The sequence below is a fragment of the Polynucleobacter sp. MWH-Loch1C5 genome, assembly GCF_018881775.1.
In the GTDB taxonomy this organism is placed as follows: domain Bacteria; phylum Pseudomonadota; class Gammaproteobacteria; order Burkholderiales; family Burkholderiaceae; genus Polynucleobacter.
The window spans coordinates 548,937-575,796 of record NZ_JACVPR010000001.1 but is presented as its reverse complement, the minus strand read 5'-3'; the positions used below and the strand labels follow the sequence as shown (position 1 = coordinate 575,796).

The window sequence follows — 26,860 nt, the reverse complement described above, 5'->3', positions numbered from 1 at the left end:
TGATGCAAAACGAAAACCCGACACTTATAGAAGAAGATGAGATTTCTCTCCTAGACCTCTTGCAGGTCATTGTTGAAAATCTCAAGCTCTTAATTCTGGGGCCATTAGCAGCTGGACTGGTAGCTCTTGGTATTTCTTTTGTCATTACGCCCACATTTACGGCAAAGACTACAGTGATTCCCCCAAGTCAATCCCAAGGTGGTGGAGCGGCGGCGCTATTGGGGCAATTGGGTGGTTTGGCAGGGATTGCCGGTGGAGCAGCAGGGATTAAAACCCCGACCGATCAATACATTGCTTATTTAGAAAGCAATACGCTTAGAGATGAATTGATTGAGAAGTTTAAGTTACGTGAGCGGTATAAACAGAAGTATCAAGATACAACTCGTAAAGTCCTAAAAGAAAACGTGAAAATCACAGCCGATAAAAAGAGTGGTTTGATTGCGATTGAAGTGAGCGATAAGGATCCTGAGTTTGCGGCCAATCTAGCCAATGCCTATGTGGCGGCACTGAGTCATATGATTGGTGAGATGACCCTCAAAGAAGCGAGAAGCAAGCGAGAGTTATTAGAGAAGCAAATTACAGAAGCGACTCAGAAATCTTATCAAAGTCCGATTATTCGTGAAGCGATTATTCAGTCACTCATTCGCGAGTATGAGACAGCCCGCTTAGATGAAAAAAAAGAAAACCCATTCTTAGCCCAGGTTGACGTTGCGGAAATACCAGAGCTCAAGGCTAAACCTAAAAAAGCTCTGATAGCAGTCGTGACAACCTTGGCCGTTGGATTTTTACTATTGCTCTTTGTCTTTATTCGTAGTGCATGGCGTAATGCTCAACAAGACCCGGAAAGCTCTGAGAAACTGCTGAGTATCCAAAGAGTATTGCGTCAACAATTACCATTCAAGTCAAAGTCATAGATAGTTTTGTAGAACAAATGCTGAAAGCCCTTCAGCTCGATTCAGGCAAAGTACACATTAGGCATCATCAAGCATAAGTACTTTGCCTGAAGTAAAAAAATAGCTCTGACCCCAGAGCGCATATTCAAAAATGTTACTGAACCACTGGATTCCACTTGTCACGGGGTGCGCTGTCACCTTCTTAATTGGAACTTTGATCATTTACACCCAAGATTGGCATGGTCGCTGGACCCACGATCATACTGAAGGGGTGCAAAAGTTTCATCATCAACCCACACCACGTATCGGCGGTCTGGCAATTGTGATTGGCACACTGATTTCTTTACTCATCGTCGATGACCCAGAAATCAGCCAGCTCATTAAACCCTTGTTTATTGCCGGACTCATTCCTTTCTTTTTTGGCTTTCGTGAGGATGTCACCAAAAGAGTCTCTGTCAGAGACCGCTTATTAGCCACGATGGTGGGTGGTGCTGTAGCCATATCTATGACACAGGTTTATCTCAATCATATTGATATTCCTTATATCGACACAGCATTAAGATGGTGGCCCATCGGTTGTTTGGTTACCATCATTGCTATATCGGGGGTGACCAATGCAATCAATATTCTGGATGGCTTTAACGGTTTAGCCAGTGGCACTGTGATTGTTATCTTCAGTTTTATGGCCTTGTTAGCCTATCAAGCGGATGATCATGCCTTGATGGTTTTGTCATTACTTCTGGCGAGTATTGTTTTAGGCTTCGTATTATTGAACTATCCCTTTGGCAAAATTTTTCTGGGTGATGCGGGCGCTTACTTTGTGGGATTTTTAGTCGCTTGGGTTGCGCTTTTATTGCCGATGCGCAATGATGAGATTTCACCTTGGGCCTCACTTCTCATTTGCGCTTATCCTGTCATTGAAGTGCTCTACAGCATGATGCGCCGCATGAAAGCCAGGCTCAACTCAGGGCAACCAGACAGTTTGCATTTGCATTCCCTCATTAAGACACGCATGGTGAGACGCTATGCCAAGCATTTCCCTAAATGGTCTAAAAATGCTTTGGTAGCTCCTTGGATTTGGTTAGCCTCTGTGTTGGTGGGGATGGCAGCCCTGCAATTTGCCACGAACGTCTTGCTTCTCGTGACACTCTTTATAATATTTGCAATCTGGTACCACGTGACTTATCAAGCTTTAGTCAAAATGCCTGAGTATTGTGATGATGGCAATGATTTGAGTGAAGATAGGTTCTAGCGTATCGGGATCGGGAATTAGCATCCCTAACTTTCTAAAGTAGATTCATTTAGAAGACTTTTTTGAAAAACAATCAATTTTTATCAAACTTATGAGCCCAACAATCCAAGTATCCCCTGTTATTTTGTGTGGTGGTTCTGGTACACGTTTGTGGCCCTTGTCTCGTGCTGGCTTTCCAAAACAGTTTTTAGTTTTATCTGGAACAACTAGTTTGTTTCAGCAAGCTATTGAGCGGGTGCATGGTTTAGCTGCTTCTGATATTGTATTGGGTGACACTTTAGTCGTGACCAATGAAGAGCATCGTTTCTTGGCACTCGATCAGTTGCGAGAAATGAATGATGTGGCTGCTACTTTATTGTTAGAACCCGTTGGTCGCAATACGGCTCCTGCATTAACGATTGCAGCCTTGCAAGCAAGGGAAGATGGTCACGATCCAGTGTTGGTGGTGACGCCTGCGGATCAAACAGTGGTGGATGGTGCTGCATTTACAGAAGCTTTACAAAAAAGTATCCGAGTGGCTGATGCTGGTGCGATTGTTATTTTAGGTATTACACCTACCAAGCCTGAAACTGGTTATGGCTATATACAACGCACAGGAACTATTGGGCACTTTGGTGAATATACCGTTGCTCAGTTTGCCGAGAAACCTGATTCAGAAACTGCTCAACGCTATTTGGCGAGTGGTGACTATTCTTGGAATGGTGGTATGTTTGTTTTGAAGGCGAGTGTTTGGTTAAAAGCCTTAAAACAATTTAGACCTGATATTGCACAGGCTTCCGAAAAGGCTTGGGCTGATAAAAAAGCGGATGCGCCTTTTGTGCGGCCTCACAAAGAATTATTTACATCCATTTCATCTGAATCCATCGACTGTGCCGTAATGGAAAAATGTCCTGGTTCTGATATCTTGATTAAGATGATGCCGCTGAATGCAGGTTGGAATGATTTGGGTGCTTGGGATGCGGTCTGGCAAGTAGGTATCGCTGATGGTGATGGTAATGTGACTATTGGCGATACGTTGTTAGCAGACACTACTAATACTTATATTCATGCGAGTACTCGTTTAGTAAGTGCAGTGGGCTTAGATAATTTAGTCATTGTTGAGACTGCTGATGCAGTCTTGGTTGCTGATAAAAATCAAAGCCAACATGTTAAAAAAATTGTTACACAATTAGAGCAAAAAAAACGTGAAGAAAAAGATCTCCATCGAAAAGTATCTAGGCCTTGGGGTTGGTATGACAGTCTTGATGACGGAGAGCGATTTAAAGTGAAGCGCATCATGGTTAAGCCTGGAGCTTCATTGAGTCTGCAGATGCATCATCATCGTGCTGAGCATTGGGTTGTGGTGAGAGGTACGGCTGAGATTACCAATGGTGAACAAATAATTTTATTGGCGGAGAATCAATCAACGTATATACCGAAAGGCCAAACTCATCGCTTAAGAAACCCCGGGGTTGTTCCTTTGGAGATTATTGAAGTTCAGTCAGGTGGGTATTTGAGCGAAGATGATATTGTTCGTTTTGAAGATGTGTACGGAAGATAAAATTAGTCAGGAGGGGTTATGAAAAAAGCTTTGGTTTTGGGTGGTGGAGGATTTATTGGTTCACACATGGTGAATCGCCTTAAAAAAGAGGGTTTTTGGGTTCGTGCTGTTGATTTAAAGTTCCCTGAATTTTCTCCTACGCAAGCAGATGATTTTCTGCAGGGTGATTTGCGGGATCCACTCATATGTCGCGCAGCAATAGATCAAAAATTTGATGAGATATATCAATTTGCGGCGGATATGGGGGGTGCAGGTTTTGTTTTTACTGGTGAAAATGATGCTGATATTATGCATAATTCAGCATTAATAAACTTAAATGTTTTAGAAGCATGTTTGAGAAGAAATTCAAAAAGAATTTTTTATTCTTCGTCTGCATGTATGTATCCAGAGCATAATCAGCTTGATCCAGATAATCCCAATTGTTCGGAGGATAGTGCTTATCCAGCTAATCCGGATAGTGAGTATGGTTGGGAAAAATTATTTAGTGAAAGATTGTTTTTAGCATTTGCTCGGAACTATGGTTTTGAGTCTAGGGTCGCTCGTTACCATAATATTTTTGGTCCTGAGGGCACTTGGAATGGTGGTCGTGAAAAGGCTCCAGCAGCAATATGTAGAAAGATTGCATTAGCCAATGATGGTGGCACTATCGAAATTTGGGGTGACGGTAAACAAACTAGATCTTTTTTAATTGTGGATGAATGTATTGAGGGTACTTTAAAATTAATGAGATCCAATTTTATGGGGCCAGTAAATATTGGTTCTGATGAGATGGTTACTATTAACCAACTAGTAGATTATGTTGCTGAGATTTCTGGCAAGAAAATAATCAAGAAACATATTGATGGCCCAATTGGTGTTAGGGGTAGAAATTCCGACAATAATCTCATCAAAAAGCAGTTGAATTGGGCTCCTACTAATTCATTAAAATGGGGATTAGAAAGAACTTATCCATGGATTTCAGGACAGATTAACATGGAAAAACAAAAAGTATGAAGGTTTCAGTTATTACCGCTGTTTATAACAGAGAGAAAACAATCGGTGATGCAATTGATAGTCTATATAAACAAACTTACCAGAACTTTGAGCAGATTATTGTGGATGGGTTATCTAAAGATCGAACTGTTGAAATAATTAAATACAGGTCTGATCTAAGAACATTGATTAAAAGTGAAGAAGATAGAGGAATTTATGATGCCTTTAATAAAGGTCTTCTGAGGTCAACTGGGGATATTATTGGTTTTTTGCACTCAGACGATTTTTATTCTGATGAAGAAATTTTGAGTGAGGTTGTGAGAGCCTTCCAGACCTCTGGGTGTGATTTGGTTTACGGTGATTTAGATTATGTTTCTGAGGCTGATACATCCAAAATTATTAGAAATTGGATTTCTGGGGGGTTTGAGTTCAAGAAACTAAAGTATGGTTGGATGCCGCCACACCCAACCGTTTTTGTGCGACGAGAATTAGTTAAAGATATTGGCTTATTTGATCTAAATTATCGGATTGCTGCCGACTACGATTACATGCTACGTTGCTTAAAAAAAAGAAATATTAAGGTTTGTTATCTTCCTAAAAAAATTATGAAGATGCGAGTTGGGGGCGCGAGTAATGGGTCACTAAGATTTATTATTAAAAAATCATTGGAAGATTATTCAATTATTAAAAAAAATATGATTTTTTTAATATTTCCTTTGCTTACTTTAGTTATGAAAAATTTTAGAAAGTTGAACCAATTTAAGGTCGCTAATTGACTTTATATATGGGTTATTTGGATGCTCTTCGCGACTGGGGGCATGCAAAAGATATGTTCATATGCAATGGATGATCTTACAACAGGAATAGCCAGAAGATTTTGTGATTGCAACTTGCGTGCAATATAGCGTGCGTCAGTTCATTCAGTGGAGTGCGTAAGAATTGGGTATCACGCTACGTTTTGAAAACCAAGGTGCGAATGAAGTTGCGATTATTGAAAAGATCGAAGGCGACAAGACAGCTGCTCTTCAGGTTGGGCAAACTATCGTTCGCATTGATCCTCGTTACTTCCAGTCAACTGAAGTGGAAACCTTATTGGGCGATCCAAGCAATGCTAAAGAAAAGCTAGGTTGAATGTCTGAAATTGCTATACAGCAGATGTGTCATGAAATGGTGGTTGCGGATTTGCAAGAAGCCAAACAACATGCGCTACTTAAAGCCAATGATTATCAAGTGAATGTGAGTGTCGAATGAAAATAACAGTTGTCGGAACCGGGTACGTCGGCCTCTCCAACGGCGTGCTACTAGCCCAGCACAATGAAGTCGTTTGCCTCGACATCGTTCCTGAAAAGGTGGCGATGCTTAACCGTAAGGAATCGCCGATCGAGGACGCCGAGATCGAGGATTTCCTCAAGAATAGGCCTCTCAACTTCCGCGCCACGCTCGACAAGCAGGATGCCTATGTTGGCGCCGACTACATCATCATCGCCACCCCGACCGATTACGACCCTGAGACCAACTACTTCAACACCAAGTCGATCGAGGCTGTAATCCGTGACGTGATGTCGATCAATCCCCAGGCCGTGATGGTCATCAAATCCACCATCCCGGTTGGTTATACCGTCCGTACTCGCGAAGCTCTTGGAACACAAAACCTGATCTTTTCGCCGGAATTCCTGCGAGAAGGACGGGCGCTCTATGACAACTTGCACCCCTCGCGCATTGTCGTCGGCGAGCAATCCGCCCGTGCAGAGACCTTTTCCAACCTATTGAAACAAGGGGCCATCAAGAAAGACATCCCGACGCTTTTCACCGGCAGCACGGAGGCCGAAGCGGTCAAACTTTTCGCCAACACCTATCTCGCTATGCGGGTGGCCTACTTCAACGAACTCGACACCTATGCTGCCCGCCATGGACTAGATACACGTCAGATTATCGACGGCGTGAGCCTAGATCCCCGTATCGGGGCGCACTACAACAACCCTAGCTTCGGGTATGGCGGCTATTGCCTGCCCAAAGACACCAAACAGCTTCTCGCCAACTATCAAGAAGTTCCGCAAAACCTCATTCACGCCATCGTTGAAGCTAACACCACTCGCAAAGACTTCATCGCTGATGAAATTCTCAAGCGGAAACCCAAGATCGTCGGCATTTATCGCCTCATTATGAAAGCCGGCTCCGACAACTTCCGAGCGTCCAGCATCCAGGGAATCATGAAGCGCATCAAGGCGAAGGGTATTCCGGTGATTGTCTATGAACCTGTATTGAAAGACGACAACTTCTACAACTCCAGAGTCGTAAATGACCTAGCCGAATTCAAGCAGATGGCCGATGTCATCATCGCCAACCGCAATACAGAAGCCTTGGCCGACGTGGCCAGCAAGATCTACACGCGTGACCTGTTTGGGAGCGATTAAATGAAAGTGTTGATTACCGGCTGTGCCGGGTTTATTGGTATGCATGTAGCCCGGATGCTGCTCAATCGCGGCGATGAGGTGGTTGGTATCGACAATCTAAACGACTACTACGACCCCAAGTTGAAACTCGCCCGGCTGGAACAGCTTAAGCCGTATCTCAAGTTCAAGTTCGTGCAAGGCGATATTGCTGACCGGGTGTCCGTGGAAGATATGTTTGCGACAGAAAGGCCGAACCGCGTAATCAACCTAGCGGCACAGGCAGGAGTACGCTATTCGTTAATAAACCCGCATGCCTACATCCAGACAAACTTGGTCGGTTTCGGGAACATTCTTGAAGGCTGTCGGCATCACGGGGTTGAGCATCTGGTATACGCCAGTTCGTCGAGCGTTTACGGTGCAAACACCCACATGCCGTTTTCAGTGCATGACAATGTTGATCATCCGGTTTCGCTATACGCCGCAAGCAAGAAGGCCAACGAATTGATGGCGCACTCTTACAGCCACCTCTACGGCTTGCCTACAACGGGTCTCCGCTATTTCACCGTCTATGGGCCATGGGGCCGCCCGGATATGTCACCTTGGCTCTTTACTAGCGCGATTATCGAAGGACGTCCAATCGATGTATTCAATCATGGAAAAATGCAACGTGACTTTACATATGTAGAGGACATTGCCGAGGGTACGGTTAAGGTGCTCGACAAAATTTCAGTTGCTGACCAAAATTTCGACAGTAACAAGCCGGATCCAAGCAGAAGTTATTGCCCGTTCATGGTCTACAATATAGGAAATAGCGAACCAGTTAATCTGATGGAATTTATAAATAGCATCGAAAAGAAACTAGGTAAAGTGGCACAAAAAAACTTTCTCCCTATGCAAAACGGCGATGTAATTGCGACCTATGCGGATGTTTCCGACTTGAAGCAGGACTGCAATTTCGAGCCGAAAACCCCACTAGATATGGGAATTGAGAAATGGATAGAATGGTACAAAGACTATTCAAACGAACAAAAATTAAATGGCCGTCAATAGCAATTAATTTGAAAACATAAACATGCCGCTAACTGATTAAAAACCCACGATGGCTCGAAAATACATAACAGATACCACTTGGGTGATAGCGACTAAAATCATCAACATCATCGGCGCTTTAGCGCTGATTAGGTTACTAACAGAGTTTCTTTCGCCAATCCAATATGGGCACCTCGCCCTTGCACTCACTGGATTTGGATTCTTAACTCAAATGTTGATGGGACCACTCGGACAAGCGATTGGACGCTACTATTCTCATTCAATCCATACTGGGGGGCTCTTCGACTTTTCTTACGCGGCGATCAGGTACGTAAAAAAGGCAGCTTATGTTTTGATGGTCTTTTGTATGGTATCGATTGTGCTGTTAAATTGGATAGGTGAAGAAAGTAATGTAAAAAAGGTTGTCTTAATATGCGTTTACTCTTATATCTTTGGCGTCAACGATCTGATAAATGGAATGCAGAACTTGGCTAGAAATAGAAAGGAGTGGTTTGCGAACGTAGCAATTGAGACTTCATTAAAACTAATATTGGTGCTATTTCTTTTATCATACTTTGATCAAAGCCCGGAAATTGTACTTTTAGCGCTTATTTTAAGCTCGCTATTAGCACTTGCTCATCAGAGTTTGAATATAAGCAAGCTAAATAAAAATAGTACCAATGAAGGAACAAACAAGACAGACTGGAACTTTGAAATTCTATCTTTTGCCCGTAAGGCTGCATTATGGGGTCCAGTAGTCTGGCTTCAGCAATCATCAGATCGTTGGTCCTTGCAACATTTTTCAGGCAGCAATGAGGTCGGTCTGTACGCAGCACTGTATCAAATAAGTTATGCTCCGATGGTGCTGGTCGGTGGGACGATCGGCGCAATATTAGTCCCTTATCTATACAACCAGAATAGTGATCTAGCGAGACGATACAAATCTATTTTCTGGTATTTACTTGGATTAACAGCTTTGGCAGCTTATCTCGCTGATTTATTTCTTGTTAAGTTGTTTTTGCCATTGATAGTGTCAAAAGAATTTTATCCCATCGCACAGTTTATTCCGCTAATGATCATTGCTGGTGGTCTATGGGCAGCCGGGGATGTCTTAATAATCACACTACTAGGTCAGATGAAATCTGAAATGGTTTTGCATATTAAAATAATTTCGTCACTATTGGGCCTGCTGGCTAATGTAATATGCGCATTTCTATTTGGGCTGATTGGCGTGGTGTATGCGCAAATGATATTTTGCACCTTCTACGCTGTACTGTCATACTATAAACTTGTGATGTGCCGCGAAGATCTTAGTTATTAATTATTCAAAATGCCAACAAAGATAGCAATTGTTTTGCCGAATTTGTCAATTATTGGTGCCCAAAGAGTCGCCATTGATTACGGATCTGAATTAGCTCAGCGGGGCTACAAGGTGACTTTTTTGATCAAAGAAAAACTTTCGGACCTTTCCCTACCGGTGTTTCAGGAAGCAGTCGTCTTTGATAGTACGATATTTTGTAAAATAAAATTCGTAAGATATATCGAGTCTGCTATAAAACTACTCCGAATATTAAGAGCAAGAAAATTTGATTGTGTGATCTCTGTTACCCCTAATTATAATCGGCTGCTTGGTCTCTTTAAATTGTTGAAGATCATGCCTTCTCGTCTTGTAATCGAGGATCATGCATGCCCTCCAGATTCTTACGATGACGAATTTGGTAAAGGTTTAAAGCGTAAATGGTATGAGCTTTCAGAGATATTTTACCGTTCTGCGGATACCATGAGGGTCCTGTCTGATGAGTCTGAAACGTACTACAAGTCACGTCACCCTAATGTGCATATCATCGTTCAACCGAACATGATGGATCTTGTGCGAATTAAAAACGCATCCCTAAACGTACCAAAATATCAACCTGTCAAACCATTTATATTCTATGTCGGAAGATTGGTAAGACAAAAAGATGTCCAATTTTTAATTACCGCATTCAACGAAGCTTCGGAGTATATTCCACACGATTTGATTATTGTTGGCTACGGTCCGCTAAAGAGTAAGTTAGTAGAGCAAGCTAAACTAACAGCTGCCTCAAACAGAATACACTTCTTAGAAAACTCAGACTCTAACTACTGGTATATGAAAGAGGCTGCTTTATTCCCGATGACATCAATTTGGGAGGGTCAAGGTTTAACAATAATCGAAGCTATGGTCCTAGGGACGCCAGTCGTCTCTTTAGACTTTAATGCAGGGCCAAAGTACCTCATCGGTGACAATGAGCGCGGCATTATAGTGAAAGAGAGATCGCCAAGTGTTTTTGCAAAGGAACTCATTGAACTAATAAATAATCCCGACAAGGCATTTTCACTAGCAAGTGCAGCATCAAGATTTGTGTCGGATGAAATAGATATCAAGAGGAATTTCCATAAATATATCAATTCGTTCCTTATTAGAAATACAGAATTGATCAATAACGAAAACAATAAATCTAATTGCCGCCGATAAGCCAAAGTGGAAGCGCATCGCTATTTATTGCTGTTCGGTCTGCCTAAATACCATAAATCGGCCTTTCTTGGCTCTATATTTGTCTCCGCATCAGCGATATTGTGTTTATTAACCTGGAAAATTGGGCTGTCCCTAGACTTGCTGTCGTGGGTTTATTCTGCGCTGTATGCGGTACATATCCATATTGCAATGAGATGTTTAAATTGTAATATATTTGCCGTATTCAGGTATGTACTGTTGTGGGGCCTGGGTGCAATTGCGGCGTTAACTCGTGCAGTATGGCAAGGTGAAGTGTTTCTCGGGCCTTTTGGAGTAGAGTACCAGACAGACAGTAACCTTGTAATTATATTGACGGCCGGGCTTCTTGGGATTAGTGGGAGTTTAATCGGTTGGAATCGTTCCTTATCAAGCAGATTCCGCCAAATTTTTGATAACAATTCTCTATACTTTTCAAAACATCAAAATCGCTTACTTTTAGCGTACGGTTATTCTCTTGCGTTGGGAGCAGGTTTGGTTTACCTATGGGGGGCCGGTGGTGTTGTTAGCGAAAATAAAGTCTATGGGTCTGAAAGTGGCGATGGGCTAGGCTTCGAATTTAATGTTTTGAATATATTCCACTTTGTTGGGATTTCTTTGATCTTATTGGCTGCTGCAGGGGAAGGTAAATTTTCAAAACAGGCTTTACTAATAGCTATGGTTTCACTTGTATTTGGAATGTTGGCTGGAAGTCGCGCGGACTATCTTCCTCAGCTTCTAATATTGATGTTATTTCTAGCGAACAAAAAGATTAATGTATATATATCATCAGAAAAAATATCGGCCACCAAGTTCATTGTTTTTGGTCTAATTGGCTCAATCATTTTTTTCCTCTTGGCTACACTCATTGCCTACAAGCGTCAAGGTTTCCCTGTAGTTGAATTTGTCCAACACACCTTGAACACGGGGAGAGGGTTAATTAATGAAATATATGGACACCCAGTGCTTTTTTTTGAGACGGGTAACATGATGATTGGAGGTTTTTATGCTGCCATCGTCAATGCTAATAACGATGGTTTCTTGTTGGGTGGAAGTTACATTGATTATGTGCTGAGATCGCCTCCTGCTTTCTTGGGTTTGGATAGACCTGCAGGGCTTGACACCCTAACCTTAATTAGCGGTCAAATTATGGCGCAGGGCGGAATATTTGAGCTCGCGGAGGCTTACTGGAATTTCGGTCTCATTGGTTGTTTTTTTGTCCCACTAATGATCAGCTTCATCCATGGTTCTTTATTGAAAACAGCAATATTAAGAAATTCAGCATTTTTCTTTATGTGTTACCTAGTTCCTGGTTTCATGGCATTTAGGGCTGTCTGGTACCAGAATTTTAGTTATTTTAGGCAATTTACTGTACTGCTTATTATTTTTATTGCATTGTATTTTTTTGGGAGATGGCTCCTGGGGCAAAGACAGAGGAACATCGATCAACAGAATGCATTAGTTTAATTTTCTAGTATAGTCGCGAACAGTATTTGAGAAACGTAACTTATGCACAATATAATTAATCTTATTCAAGATGTGGCAACACCTCATAACAATGTCTTGATCCGTGAGATCGTTAGATGCTCGGGGGAAGGCGTCAGATTGTGGTATGCAAAGGAGGAAGATGTATCTCTTTACTCCTGGAAAGAAAATCTAACTCACCAATACCTTCCGGCTACAATTTATGGAACACGGTTAAATCTGAATTTCCTGTGGCACTGCATCACACATCGTAACGAAAGATATCTAATCGTTGGCTGGGCCAATATAAATACTAAAATACTGCACCTTCTATTTTTTATTATGAGGCGGCCATTCAATCACTGGACTGACTTACCAGACCAGAATTCGTCATTAATCACTGTTAAAAAGAAATTAGTTCGCTATCTAGCTTACAGCCTCTTGAAGAGATCTAAATGCAAAGTTTTTGGTGTGGGAAAAACAACTGTTGAAGTATTCAAGAAGTGGGGGTTTACTCAGTCCAAATTAGTAAACTTCCCAATATTTGTTGATGTGGAGAACGATTTAAGCCGGTATCACATGCAGAAGCAGGCCGTACGGACACGTTACGGCATACAGTCAGATGAGTTTTTGATATCAGCAGGCAGTCGAATTGTTCATGAAAAAGGTTACGATTTATTACTGCGTGCATTAGCCACCATACCGGCGCATGTTCGCTCATCCATGAAGGTTGTGCTTGTTGGTAAAGGTGATCAACTTGAGCTATTAAAAGTGTTGGCTGATGATCTTCATTTATCCAATCAAATTGTTTTTGTTGATTGGTTGTCTATAGAAGAATTTAAGTTGCTTATTGCCAATAGCAATCTTTTTTTGCATCCCGCCCGCTTTGATTCGTACGGGGGAACAACATTGGCTATGTCTCTTGGCGTTCCTGTTATCGGATCCAAGACTGCTGGAGCCGCTTATGATCGGATTGATGACGGTGTAAATGGATTTCTATATGAAGCTGAAGATTTTCAACACTTGGCAACATTAATTTTACAGATCTTTGAAGACACTGATCTGCGTTCTCGAATGGCCGTTGCGGCGCACCAGACAGCTTTAATGTGGCACCCGCAACGGGGAGTTGAAACTTTGAACAATGAATTGATTTAGTCTGGGACTCGTATATGAGAATTGTGGAAAAAATGCTGGGCGACGTGTTGGTCATCTCACCTGATGATAATGGTGGGGGGAATGGTTCCACCTGTGTCTTTTCTGTAAATCAACTTGCAGCCTTAGGCATAACCGCCGAATTTGTTCAGGACAACCAATCCTTGTCAAATCATGGTGTTATTCGTGGATTGCATTACCAGATTCAACATCCACAAGCAAAGTTGGTGCATGTTTCGGATGGATCTATAACTGATGTTGTTGTCGATATGCGAAGATCGTCTCCAAATTTTGGGAAGTATTCAATAATCGAGTTATCTGGCAGTAATGGTTTGATTTTATTCATTCCGCAAGGTTATGCGCACGGCTTTATTGTGACCAGTACGCAAGCTACTGTGCTTTATAAAGTAACTGATTATCGGTACCCCGAATATGAGAGAACTTTATTATGGAATGATTCGGAGCTCGCTATTCCATGGCCAGTAGATGTCGAGAAACTAGTCATTTCCGAGAAGGATAGATTTGGGATACCGTTTCGGCACTCTGATTATTTTGTTTAACTTCTGAAAGTCTTCGCAATGAGCAATAATATGCTATTAAATTCAAAATCTAATCCAAAGTTCCAAACCAAAAATAGTCAAGGTAAAGTTAATGGTTTTTTGGTTCCACTTTACAACATTCATGATGGGTTTTTCCCGTCTGGCAAGGAACCGCAGCAGGTTTATCTAACAGTAATTGCACCGGGTGAGATCAAGGGGCCACATCTTCATTTCATTCGAACCGGTTGTTTTACCTGTATCAAGGGTAATGCTCGTTTCGTGTTGAAAATCGACGAAGGTTATCAAGTTGTTATGAGCGGAGAGGATCATGAATATCGCAGTGTGATTGTGCCAACGGGTGTGCCAGCTGCATTGCAAAATTTGGGCAAAGAGGATGCTTATGTCCTTAATATGCCACAGCCTGCTTGGACGCCAGACATGAATGATGAGCATAGCGCCGATTTTAGTGATTTCGATTTTTCGGTGATCTGATGTTTAGCTCACGTGACCCTCACCCCGTATCGTCAATTGCAGAGGGGGGGGGGACACCAAAGCTACGTATTCTCCTTGTTGGGGATTATATGTGGCCATGGTATCAAGATGTCTGTGCAGGCGCGCTGGAGAAACTCGGCTGTGAGGTTGTGCGTTTTGGCTGGTTTGATGATTTTCGACATTGGCGGGAGGGTTATAGCGAGCCGTTCTATCATTCCCTCTGGCATCGCATTCAATATAGATTGCACACCGGTCCCGCAGTTTGGCGGGTCTATCGTCGCCTCAAGCGCGTCGCAGTGTCTGTTCAGCCGGACATTATCTGGTTTTATAATGTCCAACTGATTGCGCCCAATGTCGTGAAGGAGTTGAAACAGACATTGCCGACCGCCACATTTGTACAGTACGCCAACGATAATCCCTTCAGTTCAGCCGCCAAGCCTTGGCTTTGGCGAAACTACCTCAATAGCATTCCGCTATTCGATGTCCACTTTTCGTATCGCTTGAATAATATTGCTAACTATCAACTCGCCGGAGCTCAGTCGACTTATTTGCTACGCTCCTACTTCATACCTGAGGAGGACTTTCATGTTCCTGAAAGCGAAATCCCTGATCGTTTCAAGTGTGATGTTGTCTTCGCTGGCCATTATGAAGACGATGGGCGGGTCGAAATGCTGGAGGCGATCTGCCAGGAGGGGTATCGGCTAAACCTTTTCGGAGGGGGCTGGAGCGCAGCCTTGCCTAAGCTGCAAGCAGACAGTCCGTTACGTGCCTTGTATCCGATAAGTCCTGTGACTAAAGCTGATTACCGATACGCCATTTGTGGGGCAAAAGTGGCCTTGTGTTTTCTTTCGACGCTGAACCATGACACTTATACCCGACGTAATTTTCAGATTCCTGCCATGAAAGTCGCCATGCTCAGCCAATGCACTGATGATTTGACAACTTTATATGCCCCGGATAAAGAGGCTGTATTTTTTCGCGACAAGCAGGAACTCATTGCTAAGTTGGCCAAATTGTTAAACGATGATACTTGGCGAAAATCTGTGGCTGAAGCAGGTTATGCGAAAGTTTATTTTGCAGGTCATGATGTCACCAATCGAATGAAGGTTTGGCTTGATTATCTTCGCCAGTTCCGTATTTAAATAAATTAGAGACTCACTATGAATGCTTTTGATAAATCGACAATCCACATTGTTATCCCGGCGGTTCCTGCGCTAGTGTTAAGGTCGGCTGGCCAGTCCGATTTAGAATTCTTACGACAATGGAAAAACGAGCAAAAGCAGTTTTTTTTCCACCAAGAAGAAATTACGCAAGAGCAGCAGTTGAATTGGTATGAGTCTTTTATAGAACGACCTTACGATCTCATGCTCATGGTTGAATTTGAACACCGGTTATTCGGCTGTATGGGAATTCGCTGGCAAGAGAATCACTGGGATATTTATAACGTCATTCTTGGGCTGCAAGAATTCGGTGGCCGTGGTCTGATGGGGCACGCTTTTGCGGCAATGCTGGATTTTGCAGGTTCGCTCAAAGCAGGGCCAATAAGCTTGCAGGTACTGAAGCACAACCCAGCAGTAAAGTGGTATCTGAAACAGGGTTTTGAAATCACCGAAACCCATGATTCATTCTTTTTCATGATCTTTCAACCCCAACCAACGAAAAGGGCATGCCCATGATCTCCGTATTCGGTTCCTTAGTCGGCGATGAAGAAATCGCTAATGTTGTCGCTTGTATGAAAAGCCAATGGATGGGCTTTGGCAAGCAGGTTGATCAATTTGAACAGAAATATCAGGCTAAATACCGTCTGCCTTCGTTTGCCATGGTGGATAGTGGCTCCAATGCCCTGTTCATGGCGGTCACCTTGCTGGATCTGCCGCCAGCCTCCGAAGTCATCGTTCCTAGTTACACGTGGGTATCCTGTGCCCAGGCGGTGATCTTGGCGGGGCATAAGCCTGTGTTCTGCGACGTCGATCTTCGAACCATGAATGTGCGCGCTGAAGACATCAAGGCCCGTGTGACCGACAAAACGGCAGCGGTGATGGTCGTACATTACGCGGGACTTGCCGTTGATATGGAACCGATTCTGGCACTCGGTTTTCCGGTTATTGAAGATGCCGCCCATGCCGTTGATAGCACTTACCGTGGGCAATCTTGTGGTGCAATTGGTGATGTTGGTATTTTCAGTTACGACGCGGTCAAGAACTTAACTGTGGGCGAAGGCGGCGGAATTACCGCCCGCGACCCCGTACGAATCGCACGTGCAAAGGTTATGCGTTATTGCGGGATAGGCAAGTCTGGCTTTGATGCAGCGGTTAGTTCTGCAGGCGGCAAAGCGCGCTGGTGGGAGTACAACATTCAAGAGCCATTCATCAAAATGCTGCCCACTAATCTGGCGGCAAACATCGGATTGGCACAACTGGATCGCATTGATGCCTTACAGGCGCGGCGCAGGGAAATCTGGGAAACCTACCAACGCGAGCTTGCACAAGTGCCTGAACTCATCACCCCGCCTGATGCACCGGAGGGTGATCGTCATTCCTACTTCACCTATTGCATTCGTGTGCCGCGCCGCGATGAACTTGCGCATTATCTATTGGACAACCAAATCTACACCACCCTGCGCTATCACCCCTTGCATTTAAATCCGCTCTACGGACAGATGGATGTTCGTCTGCCTAATTGCGAACAATTAAATGAAGATGCACTGAGTATACCGATTCATCCGCGTATGAGTGATGACGATGTTACAATGGTAATTACAAGTATCCGACGATTCTTCTCATATTAAGTGGGTTTATCTAACTCATTGGCGTGATTATTATTTCGACATTAAAGCTTGGAAAGAATGAAATGCTTTTCTTGCTTTGCCTTATTGTTCGGAGATGGAATGGAATCTCTCAGAGAACTATCTAAAATAGAGTCATTAATTTATGAAGCAACGTAAGGGTATCATCCTGGCTGGAGGGAGCGGGTCAAGGCTTTTTCCATTAACGCGCGGCATTAGTAAACAGCTTTTGCCTGTTTATGATAAACCGATGATCTACTACCCGTTATCCGTGCTAATGCTGACAGGCATTAGAGATGTTTTAATTATTTCAACGCCCCATGATGTGCCAATTCTCGAAAAAATTCTGGGAGACGGCTCGGAGTTTGGCCTCAATTTGGCATACGCCATTCAACCGAGCCCGGATGGGCTAGCTCAAGCATTCTTGATTGGCGAAGACTTTTTGGCTGGTGCGCCATCCGCATTGGTGCTGGGTGATAATCTGCTCTTCGGCCAGGATCTGACCCAACTCTTAGCCCAGGCTGACGCACGCAAGTCAGGCGCCACTGTTTTCGGCTACCGTGTCAAAAATCCTTCTGCTTTTGGTGTGGTCGAATTTAACGACAGTGGACGCGTCCTTTCCATTGAAGAAAAGCCATCACAACCAAAGTCGCACTATGCTGTACCCGGATTGTATTTTTACGATGAATGCGTTTGCGAGTTGGCGAGATCATTAACACCCTCTCCGCGTGGAGAACTGGAAATTACCGACCTGAACCGGCTGTATTTACAACGTGGTGATCTGTACATGGAATTACTGGGGCGTGGTTGTGCATGGTTGGACATGGGTACCCATGAGTCTCTACACCGTGCTGCTGTTTACGTTGAATCTATACAGTCTATTCAGGGCTATCAGATTGCAAATTTGGAAGAAATAGCCTTGCGGAAGGGCTGGATCAATTCAAGCGACTTACAGTTGAACATAGCTCGACAAGGGCAATCCAGTTACAACCGCTATCTACAGGAAATCCTGACAGACCCCGGCCATCGGAATCCGAATATATGTGCGGAATAGTCGGCGCTGGCGGGGCAGCGCCGCTTCAAAATCGTAGCTGGCTAGCTGTTGGCAGAGATTTAATGACTCATCGTGGGCCAGATGATGCGGGGGAATGGTGGTCCGACGATGGCCGTGTAGGCTTGGCGCAGAGGCGCTTGTCTATTGTCGACCTCTCGCCTGCCGGGCATCAACCTATGCATGATGCCTCGGGCATGATAAGCATTGTGTTTAACGGTGAGATTTACAACTTTAGAGAGCTTCGCGATGAGTTGATTGCCAGAGGGCATGGCTTTCGCACCAATTCTGATACTGAAGTAATTCTGGAGGCGTATCGTGCATGGGGTACGGAATGTCTCGGGCGACTTAATGGCATGTTTGCATTTGCAATCTACGACGCTCGGAAGAGTGAGCTTTTATTGGCGCGCGACCGTGCCGGTGAGAAGCCACTTTTTTATTATCTGAAAAGTGGTGAGCTACGGTTTGCTTCCGAATTAAAGGCCCTGCTAGCTGACCACACCGTCCCACGTCGCATTGCGTCTGAGGCACTGGATTGCTATCTGGCCATGGGATATGTGCCAGGCGAGCGCTGTATGTTGCAGGGTTTCAATAAATTGCCGCCTGCACACGGGTTGCTGTTTGACCTGCAAACAGGTCACTCCAAGGTTTGGCGGTACTGGCAACTGCCAGAATTTCTTGTCGCTGATCATTCCTTGGATGAGGATGCCTTGCTGGATGAACTGGAAGCCTTGATCGAAGATGCTGTTCGCCGGCAGATGGTTGCTGATGTGCCCTTGGGAGTGTTATTGAGCGGAGGTGTGGACTCCAGCTTAATCACTGCGATGGCGGTTCGCAGCTCTAGTCGGATTCGAACATTTACAATCGGGTTTCCTGGCCACGACAAGCTTGACGAAACTAAGCACGCTGAGTTAATAGCGCAGTATTTTGGTACACAGCATACAGTGCTAATGGCAGAAGCTGCGACAGCTGATCTGCTTCCTCGGTTAGCGCGCCAATTTGATGAGCCTATCGTAGACTCATCGATGATCCCAACTTTTCTAGTTAGTCAAATGGTGCGTGAGCACTGTACAATTGCTCTTGGAGGTGATGGTGGTGATGAACTATTTGGCGGATACAGTCATTACAGTCAAATACTGGGCATGCGAGAAAGATTAAGCGGCATACCGCTTTCTCTTCGCACTAGTATCGCCAATGCGGCCGAAAAAATTCTTCCGGTAGGTTTGAAAGGTCGAAATTGGCTGCAAGGCTTGGGATACGACTTACGTAAGGGCTTACCACTACAATCATTATGTTTTGATGAGATCACGCGCAGGAATTTATTTTCAAAGGACGCAAATTGGGAACCAAAGGCTGCTTCGATCTTTAAAAGACTTTGCCCAAATCAAGCAGATCTTTTGCAACGAGCTACCCGTATGGATTTTCAAAATTATCTTGCCGAAGATATCTTGGTGAAAGTGGACCGCGCAAGCATGTTGAACTCATTGGAAATGCGTGCGCCATTCTTAGATTACCGTTTGGTTGAATTTGCATTTGGCAAGGTTCCTTCAAGACTAAAAGCAAACACTAACGATAAGAAAATATTGCTTAAGCGATTAACTGCAAGGGTATTACCTGCAGACTTTGATCGTCAGCGTAAGCAAGGGTTCTCAATTCCTCTGAATGAATGGCTGAAATCGGGTACATTTCGGGAGTTGTTTAATGATGTTTTGCTTGACCCTAAATCAATTTTCAATTCCAGAGTCGCAGCCAGTCTATTGATGGGTATTGATAAAGGCCGGAAAAATGGAGAGCGACTGTTCGCGCTTGTTATGTTTGAGTTATGGCGGCGTGAGTATGACATATCAGCTTCTTGAGCACACATCTGCAAATGAGCCACAATAAGCTAAACATATCACTTGTTTCTGCATTGTTGCACCCAAAGTACGGAGGTCCATCTGAGGTCTTGAGGTTACATGCATTGGGACTAAATAGAGTTTCTAATGTAACTGTGTATGGGATTTCCAATTCTGAAGAACATCAACTGCTAAATGAAAAATATCAGAATCTAAGACTATTTGAACTTGGGTTCCCGCATCGATGGTTTTATGGCAAGGGTCTCCAAGATGCATTGATTAGTGCATCCAAAAATGTTGATGTCATTCACGCCCATATGCTTTGGGATTACCCGGTTTATGCATCATGGAAATCAGCAATGACACACAAAGTGCCGCTAATTATCACACCACATGGTTCGCTGAACAATGCTTGGCGTTACAGGGGCGCGCTTAAGACGGCATACCGTAAGTTACTTTTGGATCGTGTTCTGGATGAAACCGCGTGCATTCAAGTTTTGAATAGAGAAGAGGAAATTGCGTGCCGTAACTACGGAATCAAATGTCCAATTCAAATAATCCCGAATGGCCTGCCTATTGAGGTATTTGATTCAACCAAATCACATTCTTTAGCCATTGAAAAATGGCCCCAGTTATCCGGGAGGCGAATCATGCTTTACCTAGGTCGCTTGTGGCACGGCAAAGGTCTAGATATTCTTCCGGAAGCTTGGTTCAAAGTTCGACATATAGCGGAAAAGCATGATTGGCTCCTGGTGATAGCGGGACCAGACTATGGTGGTTATAAGCAGGTATTGGAGAGAAAAATTATGGATCATGATTTAAATGGCTCCATTCTTCTTACTGGTCCTGTATATGGAGATATTAAAGACTCTCTCATGGCAGCATCTACTGCGTATGTTCTTCCCTCTCATGGTGAGGGTTTTAGTATGGCGTTACTCGAAGCTGTAGCGGCTAAGCGACCTGCAGTTTTCACAAATAAATGTAATTTTACCGAATTGGAAAATTGTGGCGGCGGATGGGAAGTAAAGGATACTGTCGATGGACTTGTAGAGATTTTTCGATCTTTACTAGAGGAAAATGATGAAGTCTTCCTTAAAGCGGGGTTGGCTGGTTGGAAGTATTGCAGGGAAATGTACTCGCTAGAGGCAGTATCAAATCAGTTGATCAAAATGTATCGAAAAGCTATCGAGTTATATTAACTACCAACATCGACTAGCCTCAAAATATATTTCTGGCGGTTGATGTTAAGATCCCGCTTAAGAAAGGTAATGGCGCTTTGACCGAATACTCGGTCGGCTTGATTTGGCTTATTCAATAAAATCAACGAAAGTTTTAATTACTCGTGGCGCAGGCTACATCGGCTCTTATACTACGCTGACCTTGCTACTTGCTGGCTATGATGTTGTTGTTCTAGACAACTTGTGCAACAGTTCTACCGAATCCCTCAAGCGAGTTGCCAAAATTGCTGGACGAAAGCCTATGTTTGTTGAAGGCGATGTGCGCGATTAGATCAGGACAGTCCTCAGAAGAGCATCGACTCATCAGTATCTAAATCGAGCGAAACGAAATAGTGAAAACTTTAATTAAATCAAATATATATAGCTGGATCCATAAGATTAAATTTTCGATAGCAATTGATACTGTTCTTTAAAGATTTGTTCGATTTTTTATGTTTCCCCAGGTGACTGGGGAAGTATATTTTCCCTACATTTTCTTGTGAGAAAATACGGGTACTAAAGGATATAGTTACTATGATTCTAGTTACAGGCGGTGCAGGCTTTATTGGTGGTAATTTTGTTCTGTATTGGCTAGCCAACCCTTTGGCTGAAGGTATTGTCAACCTTGATAAGTTGACCTACGCGGGTAACCTACAAACGCTGCAATCTTTGGAAAAAGACGATCGCCATATCTTTGTGCAAGGGGATATTGGTGATTACGGTTTAGTTCTCTCTCTACTAAAAAAACACCAAATTCGAGCTGTCATTAACTTTGCCGCTGAATCACATGTTGATCGATCGATTCATGGCCCAGGAGACTTCATTCAAACCAATGTGGTAGGAACCTTTAATTTACTTGAGGCCGTGAGAACCTATTGGGTAGATTTACCCCAAACTCAAAAGCAAGAGTTTCGTTTTCTGCATGTCTCTACCGATGAGGTCTATGGAACACTGAGCCCAACTGATCCTGCCTTTTCAGAAATCAATCGCTACGAGCCCAATAGCCCTTACTCGGCATCAAAAGCGGCGTCGGATCATTTAGTACGAGCTTGGCATCATACCTATGGTTTGCCAGTAATCACAACCAATTGCTCGAATAACTACGGCCCCTATCATTTCCCTGAAAAATTGATACCGCTGGTCATTCTCAATGCGCTCGCCGGTAAGCCACTACCGATTTATGGAGATGGACAGCAAATCAGAGATTGGCTGTATGTCAAAGATCACTGCTCAGCGATTCGTCGAGTTCTTGAGGCAGGACGTTTAGGCGAAACCTATAACATTGGTGGTTGTAACGAAAAACCCAATATTGAGGTTGTTCAACGAATTTGTGGCATTCTAGATACTCTACGACCTAAAGTCTCAGGTTCGTATGCCGATCAAATTACTTACGTTACAGACCGTCCAGGGCATGATCGACGTTACGCGATTGATGCGACTAAGCTTGAGCGAGAGCTCGGCTGGAAGCCTGCAGAAACATTTGAGACAGGGATTCAGAAAACAGTGCAATGGTATTTGGAGAATCAAGAGTGGGTACAAGGGGTGCAAACGGGTGCCTATCGCGATTGGCTTGATCAACAATACCAATAAATAAACTCAAATATTACAAATTAAAAGCGCTCAAGTAATTCATGTCTATCCTTGTTTTTGGTAAAGATGGTCAGGTCGGTAAAGCTCTGCAGATTCAATTGGCAGGGCAAAATGATGTTATTTTTTTAGGGCGAGAAGAGTGTGATTTAGCAAACACTCAAAACCTCAAAAAAACTATCGAACACCACAATCCACATATCATCATCAACGCCAGTGCCTATACCGCAGTAGACAAAGCGCAGACTGAGAAAGAGCTTGCTTTTAAGATCAACGAAAAAGTTCCACGGATCATGGCTGAGCATATTGCTCAAGTGTCTGGCACTCTCATCCATTACTCGACTGACTACGTCTTTGATGATACCAAATCCGTACCAGAGTCTTATCTAGAAACTGATCCAGCAGGACCGATTGAGAGTCTTGGAATTTATGGACAAAGTAAGTTGGCAGGTGAAGAAGCCATACAAAAAATCTGTCAGAAAAACCCGAGTGCTAATTTTTATATTCTGCGAACTTCCTGGGTTTACGGAGATGGGAATAACTTCATTAAAACGATGTTGCGTTTGGCAACAGAGCGTGAACAACTGAAAGTCGTCTGTGACCAATGGGGTGTACCGACATCAGCTCATTGGTTGGCGCATCTAGCTTTACTATTTTTCAGAAACCCAGCCACCTCAGGTATTTATCATGCAGTCCCTCATGGCAGAACCAATTGGTATGAGTTGGCTGTGTTTGCCATTGAGGCAGCAAAAAGATTCGGTCAATCTTTTCAGCTGGAAACAAAAAATATTGTGGCAATTCCTGCAACAGAATATCCACTGACAGCACCAAGACCCTATAACTCATTACTCAATAATAACAAGTTGGAGCGCTTCATGGCTAGCTTGCCTTATCCTCAAATCATCCCCCATTGGGATGAAGAAGTTCTACAGTATGTCGAGCACTTGGTATCATCAGTAAAACAACAGAAATAGCGCTTATGACTCAACAACGTAAAGGAATTATTTTGGCAGGAGGATCTGGTGCTCGTTTGTATCCAGTGACTCAGGCCGTTTCTAAGTAGCTCATGCCAGTCTATGATAAACCGATGGTGTACTACCCACTGACTACCTTGATGCTCTCGGGTATCGATATCTTATTGATTTCAACTCCTCAAGATACGCTTCGGTTTCTGAGTTATTAGGTGATGGCTCGCAGTGGGGTTTGAATATTCAATATGCAGTCCAGCCATCCCCCGATAGCTTGGCACAAGCCTTCATTATTGGTAAAGACTTTATTGGGAATCAGCCATCCGCGCTTGTTTTGGGTGATAACATTTTTTATGGCCATGATCTGCTTAATCAACTGCAAGTTGATGTCATGGGGCGTGGGTATGCTTGACTAGATAAAGGGACTCACGATTCCCTATTGGATGCTGTAGGCTTTATTGCTACATTACAAAAAAGACAAGGTCTTATGGTGGCTTGTCCTGAAGAGATTGCATATCGATAAGGGTGCATTATTGCTGAAGATGTGATGCGTTTGGCGAAGCTGCTCAAGAAAATATGTATGGCCAGTACCTTGAAAAAATTGTTCAAGAAAAGAATTAGTCATTATTGATATTGCCAAGATAATATAAATATAAGATATGCCCATACAAGCGACGCCAAGATTAATACCTAATGTACTAATTATTGAGCCCAAGATTTTTGCGGATGAGCGTGGTTTTTTCTTTGAATCTTTTAATCAGAAAGAATTTAATGAGGTAGTAAGGCAAGAAATCACCTTTGTGCAAGATAATCACTCCAAGTCAAAAAAGGGAGTGTTAAGAGGCTTACACTATCAAGCTGAATATACCCAAGCAAAACTAGTCAGAGTCACTCAAGGGGTTGTCTATGATGTGGCAGTCGATTTACGTCAATCATCAACAACCTTTGGTCAATGGGTGGGTGTAGAGCTCTCAGCTGAGAATAAAAGACAGTTATGGATACCTAAAGGTTTTGCCCATGGCTTTTTAGTGATGAGTGATCAAGCAGAATTTCTCTATAAGACGACTAATTATTATCATCCTCCTTCAGAACAGTCATTACACTGGTCTGATAGTCGCCTTGCAATAGATTGGCCGAAATTAGATCTTGAATACATCATTGCGGTAAAAGATCAGCATGGTTTAACTTGGCTAGATACACCAAAATTTTGACTGACGAGTAATATACCGCAGAATAAATAAACCAGCATTCCTTCGTTGAAAGTGGAGAAGTGTGAGTTAAATAAACTTGTTACTGCAACAGAAGTGAGTATTGGAATGCCTACTAATTTTGCTAGCTGAAATTTTGTTCCATTTTGTATTAGTTTTGTGAGTAGTAACAAAAATACAATCAAACCTATAATGCCGTGCTCAATCAGCAACTTTAGATACTGGTTATGTGGATCTACAGTAAGAGTTTGATCCTGTGTCAGGTTACCGTATTTCTGAAGTAGATGTGTTTTGTAGGCTTTACTAAAGCCCCCGGTTCCCGTGCCAAAAATTACCTGGTCCGGAAGCATCTCAATAGTATTACGCCAAAAGGTCAGTCTTAAGCCGATAGATGTAGATTCATCTTTAGAGATACCTGATTGAAGCTCAGTATGTATCAACTTCAATCTTTCATTAGCAGCAGGGGATATGAGCATTATTAAACTGAGTATCGAGATTACTAGTGTGCCTTTGCCCCAGCTTTTATTTTTAAAGCCAAACCAACCCATCAAATACATTAACAACAGAAGTGAGATGAATAGTGCAATATAACCACTTCTTCCTGTTGCAATGAATATAACGTTAAGACATAAGGCGATTGTTACCAAAAAAAATAAAATGGATTTTTTTGTATCGACTTTAAATTTTTCTAAGGCTAGATATAGTCCAATCAGCGTGCCAAAGGCAAACATCATGCCCTGAGTCACATGATTTCTAGCAATAATTCCTGGTCCATAGAGTTTGCTGATTGCTAAATCAGGATAAAAGTAGGTGAGGAATGAGTATGCTGAAAAAAATCCCATTGACAACAGGTAAGTAAGTAAGAGTTTCCTTTGCGCCTCAATTTGATTCATGAAAAATGAAGCTGCTAAGGGTATGCAAAGTATCTTTCTCCAGCCCCATAATTCACTCAGAATCATCTTTTTCTCTTCAATGCCATAGATTAAGCCTGAAATAAGAACTGCTATAAAAATCAGAAATACCTTACCAATTTGAGATTTAAAAAAACTAACTAGATTAGATCTTGCTTGGCCTAATACCAATACAGGTAATAAAGCGATGAAAAAGAATAGGTTAGCTAGTGGTGGGGAGACTGCAATGCTGACGAGACAGGCTGTAATGGACCATTGACCAAGTTTAAATGTATTGATATTCATTTTTTGTAGAGCCCAAGTATGACGATAGATTTATAGTAGATTTTTGGTAGCACTCTTCTAGTCAATATTTTGAATTTATATCTAAGTAAATTATGAAAACTAGATTTTCTTTTACGATTGCTATCTAAAGTGGTGCTAAATAATCCAAAAACACTACCTTGTTCCACAAGTGGCTCAGTGGACCAATATTGATCTATGTCGAGCATCGGATCAATTTTTTTGAGTAAGTGATCCGATGGTAGGTTGATCTTATTTTCATGAATCCAGTTTAATCTTTTTTTTACATGCTGAGTAATCAGTGATGTATCCATCCGTAGTAGCTATCGGATTTTTAATAATGAGTCCAGTAGCAAGAAAATATTCGGGAGGTACTTTCGTATCAGCTCCACCTAGATACACGAGATAGCTTGATATGGGATCTAGATCCACACAGAGTTTTCCCATTTTACTTATGAACGAATCATGAAAAATAACATCATCTTCGAGGACTAAGATTCTCTTGTGGCCTCTGTCCACACAGTATTTCCATGCCTCAATGTGTTTTAGTACAAGTGATCGCTGTGGTTTAGCCAGTATTGGGCAATCGCCGAAAAAATGTTTATCAACATCTGGATCAATTTCATCGGCATCATGTGTAAAGATGAACTCAAAATTAATACCGACTCTTCTAGTTTCATTTGCAATATGTTCAATTCTGTCCTTAAATTTCTTAACTGAAAGGACATAGACGGCATCTACGCTTAGTTGGGGATTTTGACTCATAATTCTGTATTAT

26 protein-coding genes and 1 pseudogene are annotated in these 26,860 nt (G+C 42.9%); 25 read left to right on the top strand and 2 right to left on the bottom strand.

The genetic code is table 11. The features are described 5' to 3' along the window. The first annotated feature begins 2 nt into the window (after window positions 1-2). From ICE94_RS02900 to rfbC (ICE94_RS02780), 25 genes and pseudogenes are all read left to right on the top strand, one after another. A complete protein-coding gene (locus ICE94_RS02900; protein WP_216148595.1) occupies window positions 3-914 on the top strand; it encodes a Wzz/FepE/Etk N-terminal domain-containing protein in 912 nt (303 codons plus the stop codon). Window positions 915-1,044: 130 nt separating this feature from the next. After that, window positions 1,045-2,145 (top strand): glycosyltransferase, encoded by a 1,101-nt coding sequence (locus ICE94_RS02895; RefSeq protein ID WP_216148592.1) that lies wholly within the window; start codon window positions 1,045-1,047, stop codon window positions 2,143-2,145. Between the two features lie 91 nt (window positions 2,146-2,236). Beyond that, entirely contained in the window at window positions 2,237-3,685 is a 1,449-nt protein-coding gene (locus tag ICE94_RS02890; RefSeq protein ID WP_216148589.1) for a mannose-1-phosphate guanylyltransferase/mannose-6-phosphate isomerase, read from the top strand. 18 nt (window positions 3,686-3,703) lie between these two features. Continuing rightward, window positions 3,704-4,678 (top strand): NAD-dependent epimerase/dehydratase family protein, encoded by a 975-nt coding sequence (locus ICE94_RS02885; protein ID WP_216148586.1) that lies wholly within the window; start codon window positions 3,704-3,706, stop codon window positions 4,676-4,678. Continuing rightward, window positions 4,675-5,433 carry a glycosyltransferase family 2 protein gene (locus tag ICE94_RS02880; protein WP_216148583.1) on the top strand — a complete coding sequence of 253 codons (759 nt, stop codon included), beginning with the start codon at window positions 4,675-4,677 and terminating at the stop codon, window positions 5,431-5,433. The genes ICE94_RS02885 and ICE94_RS02880 overlap by 4 nt, the downstream gene beginning before the upstream one ends. A gap of 163 nt (window positions 5,434-5,596) precedes the next feature. Further along, complete coding sequence (locus ICE94_RS08515) at window positions 5,597-5,788, top strand: GDP-mannose 4,6-dehydratase (protein ID WP_370623768.1); 192 nt, start codon at window positions 5,597-5,599, stop codon at window positions 5,786-5,788. A 116-nt stretch (window positions 5,789-5,904) separates the two neighbouring features. Continuing rightward, window positions 5,905-7,071 (top strand): nucleotide sugar dehydrogenase, encoded by a 1,167-nt coding sequence (locus ICE94_RS02870; protein WP_216148580.1) that lies wholly within the window; start codon window positions 5,905-5,907, stop codon window positions 7,069-7,071. Further along, entirely contained in the window at window positions 7,072-8,100 is a 1,029-nt protein-coding gene (locus ICE94_RS02865) for an NAD-dependent epimerase (RefSeq protein ID WP_216148577.1), read from the top strand. A 49-nt stretch (window positions 8,101-8,149) separates the two neighbouring features. Further along, entirely contained in the window at window positions 8,150-9,400 is a 1,251-nt protein-coding gene (locus ICE94_RS02860; protein WP_216148575.1) for a lipopolysaccharide biosynthesis protein, read from the top strand. A gap of 9 nt (window positions 9,401-9,409) precedes the next feature. Further along, window positions 9,410-10,576: a glycosyltransferase gene (locus ICE94_RS02855; RefSeq protein ID WP_216148572.1), complete on the top strand. Its 1,167-nt coding sequence runs from the start codon at window positions 9,410-9,412 to the stop codon at window positions 10,574-10,576. 6 nt (window positions 10,577-10,582) lie between these two features. Further along, window positions 10,583-12,058 (top strand): O-antigen polysaccharide polymerase Wzy family protein, encoded by a 1,476-nt coding sequence (locus tag ICE94_RS02850; protein WP_216148570.1) that lies wholly within the window; start codon window positions 10,583-10,585, stop codon window positions 12,056-12,058. A gap of 42 nt (window positions 12,059-12,100) precedes the next feature. Continuing rightward, window positions 12,101-13,210, top strand: coding sequence for a glycosyltransferase (locus ICE94_RS02845; protein WP_216148567.1), 1,110 nt, complete (start codon window positions 12,101-12,103; stop codon window positions 13,208-13,210). A 14-nt stretch (window positions 13,211-13,224) separates the two neighbouring features. After that, window positions 13,225-13,767 carry a dTDP-4-dehydrorhamnose 3,5-epimerase gene (gene rfbC / locus ICE94_RS02840; protein ID WP_216148564.1) on the top strand — a complete coding sequence of 181 codons (543 nt, stop codon included), beginning with the start codon at window positions 13,225-13,227 and terminating at the stop codon, window positions 13,765-13,767. A 30-nt stretch (window positions 13,768-13,797) separates the two neighbouring features. After that, a complete protein-coding gene (locus ICE94_RS02835) occupies window positions 13,798-14,238 on the top strand; it encodes a cupin domain-containing protein (RefSeq protein WP_216148561.1) in 441 nt (146 codons plus the stop codon). Window positions 14,239-14,327: 89 nt separating this feature from the next. Further along, window positions 14,328-15,380 carry a glycosyltransferase gene (locus ICE94_RS02830; RefSeq protein ID WP_216148558.1) on the top strand — a complete coding sequence of 351 codons (1,053 nt, stop codon included), beginning with the start codon at window positions 14,328-14,330 and terminating at the stop codon, window positions 15,378-15,380. 18 nt (window positions 15,381-15,398) lie between these two features. Beyond that, window positions 15,399-15,914: a GNAT family N-acetyltransferase gene (locus ICE94_RS02825; RefSeq protein ID WP_216148556.1), complete on the top strand. Its 516-nt coding sequence runs from the start codon at window positions 15,399-15,401 to the stop codon at window positions 15,912-15,914. Then, window positions 15,905-17,026, top strand: coding sequence for a DegT/DnrJ/EryC1/StrS aminotransferase family protein (locus ICE94_RS02820; RefSeq protein ID WP_216148553.1), 1,122 nt, complete (start codon window positions 15,905-15,907; stop codon window positions 17,024-17,026). The genes ICE94_RS02825 and ICE94_RS02820 overlap by 10 nt, the downstream gene beginning before the upstream one ends. Before the next feature lie 142 nt (window positions 17,027-17,168). Continuing rightward, a complete protein-coding gene (rfbA, locus tag ICE94_RS02815; RefSeq protein WP_216148550.1) occupies window positions 17,169-18,077 on the top strand; it encodes a glucose-1-phosphate thymidylyltransferase RfbA in 909 nt (302 codons plus the stop codon). Continuing rightward, window positions 18,065-19,930 (top strand): asparagine synthase (glutamine-hydrolyzing), encoded by a 1,866-nt coding sequence (asnB, locus tag ICE94_RS02810; RefSeq protein ID WP_216148548.1) that lies wholly within the window; start codon window positions 18,065-18,067, stop codon window positions 19,928-19,930. The genes rfbA and asnB overlap by 13 nt, the downstream gene beginning before the upstream one ends. Before the next feature lie 14 nt (window positions 19,931-19,944). Continuing rightward, window positions 19,945-21,108, top strand: a complete 1,164-nt coding sequence (locus tag ICE94_RS02805) for a glycosyltransferase (protein WP_216148545.1) — start codon at window positions 19,945-19,947, stop codon at window positions 21,106-21,108. Between the two features lie 103 nt (window positions 21,109-21,211). Beyond that, on the top strand, window positions 21,212-21,418 hold the full coding sequence (locus ICE94_RS02800; RefSeq protein ID WP_216859819.1) for a GDP-mannose 4,6-dehydratase: 207 nt from the start codon (window positions 21,212-21,214) through the stop codon (window positions 21,416-21,418). 242 nt (window positions 21,419-21,660) lie between these two features. Further along, on the top strand, window positions 21,661-22,716 hold the full coding sequence (rfbB, locus tag ICE94_RS02795; RefSeq protein ID WP_216148541.1) for a dTDP-glucose 4,6-dehydratase: 1,056 nt from the start codon (window positions 21,661-21,663) through the stop codon (window positions 22,714-22,716). 41 nt (window positions 22,717-22,757) lie between these two features. Beyond that, window positions 22,758-23,687 carry a dTDP-4-dehydrorhamnose reductase gene (rfbD, locus tag ICE94_RS02790; protein WP_216148538.1) on the top strand — a complete coding sequence of 310 codons (930 nt, stop codon included), beginning with the start codon at window positions 22,758-22,760 and terminating at the stop codon, window positions 23,685-23,687. 5 nt (window positions 23,688-23,692) lie between these two features. Then, window positions 23,693-24,302: pseudogene (locus ICE94_RS02785) on the top strand (sugar phosphate nucleotidyltransferase). A gap of 38 nt (window positions 24,303-24,340) precedes the next feature. Then, window positions 24,341-24,892 (top strand): dTDP-4-dehydrorhamnose 3,5-epimerase, encoded by a 552-nt coding sequence (gene rfbC, locus ICE94_RS02780; RefSeq protein ID WP_216148535.1) that lies wholly within the window; start codon window positions 24,341-24,343, stop codon window positions 24,890-24,892. On the opposite strand, the gene ICE94_RS02775 is transcribed toward rfbC (ICE94_RS02780), so the two are convergent. Together ICE94_RS02775 and ICE94_RS02770 are read right to left on the bottom strand one after the other, a co-directional pair. Then, on the bottom strand, window positions 24,853-26,085 hold the full coding sequence (locus tag ICE94_RS02775) for an O-antigen ligase (RefSeq protein ID WP_216148532.1): 1,233 nt from the start codon (window positions 26,083-26,085) through the stop codon (window positions 24,853-24,855). The genes rfbC (ICE94_RS02780) and ICE94_RS02775 overlap by 40 nt on opposite strands. 255 nt (window positions 26,086-26,340) lie before the next feature. Next, complete coding sequence (locus ICE94_RS02770) at window positions 26,341-26,847, bottom strand: glycosyltransferase family 25 protein (RefSeq protein ID WP_216148529.1); 507 nt, start codon at window positions 26,845-26,847, stop codon at window positions 26,341-26,343. Window positions 26,848-26,860: the final 13 nt, after the last annotated feature.

Coding starts and splice junctions, on each gene's coding strand:
- rfbC (WP_216148564.1), top strand. CDS start 13,225: ATGAGAATTGTGGAAAAAATGCTGGGCGACGTGTTGGTCATCTCACCT.
- ICE94_RS02775 (WP_216148532.1), bottom strand. CDS start 26,085: ATGAATATCAATACATTTAAACTTGGTCAATGGTCCATTACAGCCTGT.
- rfbC (WP_216148535.1), top strand. CDS start 24,341: ATGCCCATACAAGCGACGCCAAGATTAATACCTAATGTACTAATTATT.
- rfbD (WP_216148538.1), top strand. CDS start 22,758: ATGTCTATCCTTGTTTTTGGTAAAGATGGTCAGGTCGGTAAAGCTCTG.
- ICE94_RS02820 (WP_216148553.1), top strand. CDS start 15,905: ATGCCCATGATCTCCGTATTCGGTTCCTTAGTCGGCGATGAAGAAATC.
- ICE94_RS02895 (WP_216148592.1), top strand. CDS start 1,045: ATGTTACTGAACCACTGGATTCCACTTGTCACGGGGTGCGCTGTCACC.
- ICE94_RS02865 (WP_216148577.1), top strand. CDS start 7,072: ATGAAAGTGTTGATTACCGGCTGTGCCGGGTTTATTGGTATGCATGTA.
- ICE94_RS02880 (WP_216148583.1), top strand. CDS start 4,675: ATGAAGGTTTCAGTTATTACCGCTGTTTATAACAGAGAGAAAACAATC.
- ICE94_RS02885 (WP_216148586.1), top strand. CDS start 3,704: ATGAAAAAAGCTTTGGTTTTGGGTGGTGGAGGATTTATTGGTTCACAC.
- asnB (WP_216148548.1), top strand. CDS start 18,065: ATGTGCGGAATAGTCGGCGCTGGCGGGGCAGCGCCGCTTCAAAATCGT.
- ICE94_RS02825 (WP_216148556.1), top strand. CDS start 15,399: ATGAATGCTTTTGATAAATCGACAATCCACATTGTTATCCCGGCGGTT.
- ICE94_RS02845 (WP_216148567.1), top strand. CDS start 12,101: ATGCACAATATAATTAATCTTATTCAAGATGTGGCAACACCTCATAAC.
- ICE94_RS02770 (WP_216148529.1), bottom strand. CDS start 26,847: ATGAGTCAAAATCCCCAACTAAGCGTAGATGCCGTCTATGTCCTTTCA.
- ICE94_RS02835 (WP_216148561.1), top strand. CDS start 13,798: ATGCTATTAAATTCAAAATCTAATCCAAAGTTCCAAACCAAAAATAGT.
- ICE94_RS02900 (WP_216148595.1), top strand. CDS start 3: ATGCAAAACGAAAACCCGACACTTATAGAAGAAGATGAGATTTCTCTC.
- ICE94_RS02860 (WP_216148575.1), top strand. CDS start 8,150: ATGGCTCGAAAATACATAACAGATACCACTTGGGTGATAGCGACTAAA.
- ICE94_RS02870 (WP_216148580.1), top strand. CDS start 5,905: ATGAAAATAACAGTTGTCGGAACCGGGTACGTCGGCCTCTCCAACGGC.
- ICE94_RS02830 (WP_216148558.1), top strand. CDS start 14,328: ATGTGGCCATGGTATCAAGATGTCTGTGCAGGCGCGCTGGAGAAACTC.
- ICE94_RS02805 (WP_216148545.1), top strand. CDS start 19,945: ATGAGCCACAATAAGCTAAACATATCACTTGTTTCTGCATTGTTGCAC.
- rfbA (WP_216148550.1), top strand. CDS start 17,169: ATGAAGCAACGTAAGGGTATCATCCTGGCTGGAGGGAGCGGGTCAAGG.
- rfbB (WP_216148541.1), top strand. CDS start 21,661: ATGATTCTAGTTACAGGCGGTGCAGGCTTTATTGGTGGTAATTTTGTT.
- ICE94_RS02855 (WP_216148572.1), top strand. CDS start 9,410: ATGCCAACAAAGATAGCAATTGTTTTGCCGAATTTGTCAATTATTGGT.
- ICE94_RS02890 (WP_216148589.1), top strand. CDS start 2,237: ATGAGCCCAACAATCCAAGTATCCCCTGTTATTTTGTGTGGTGGTTCT.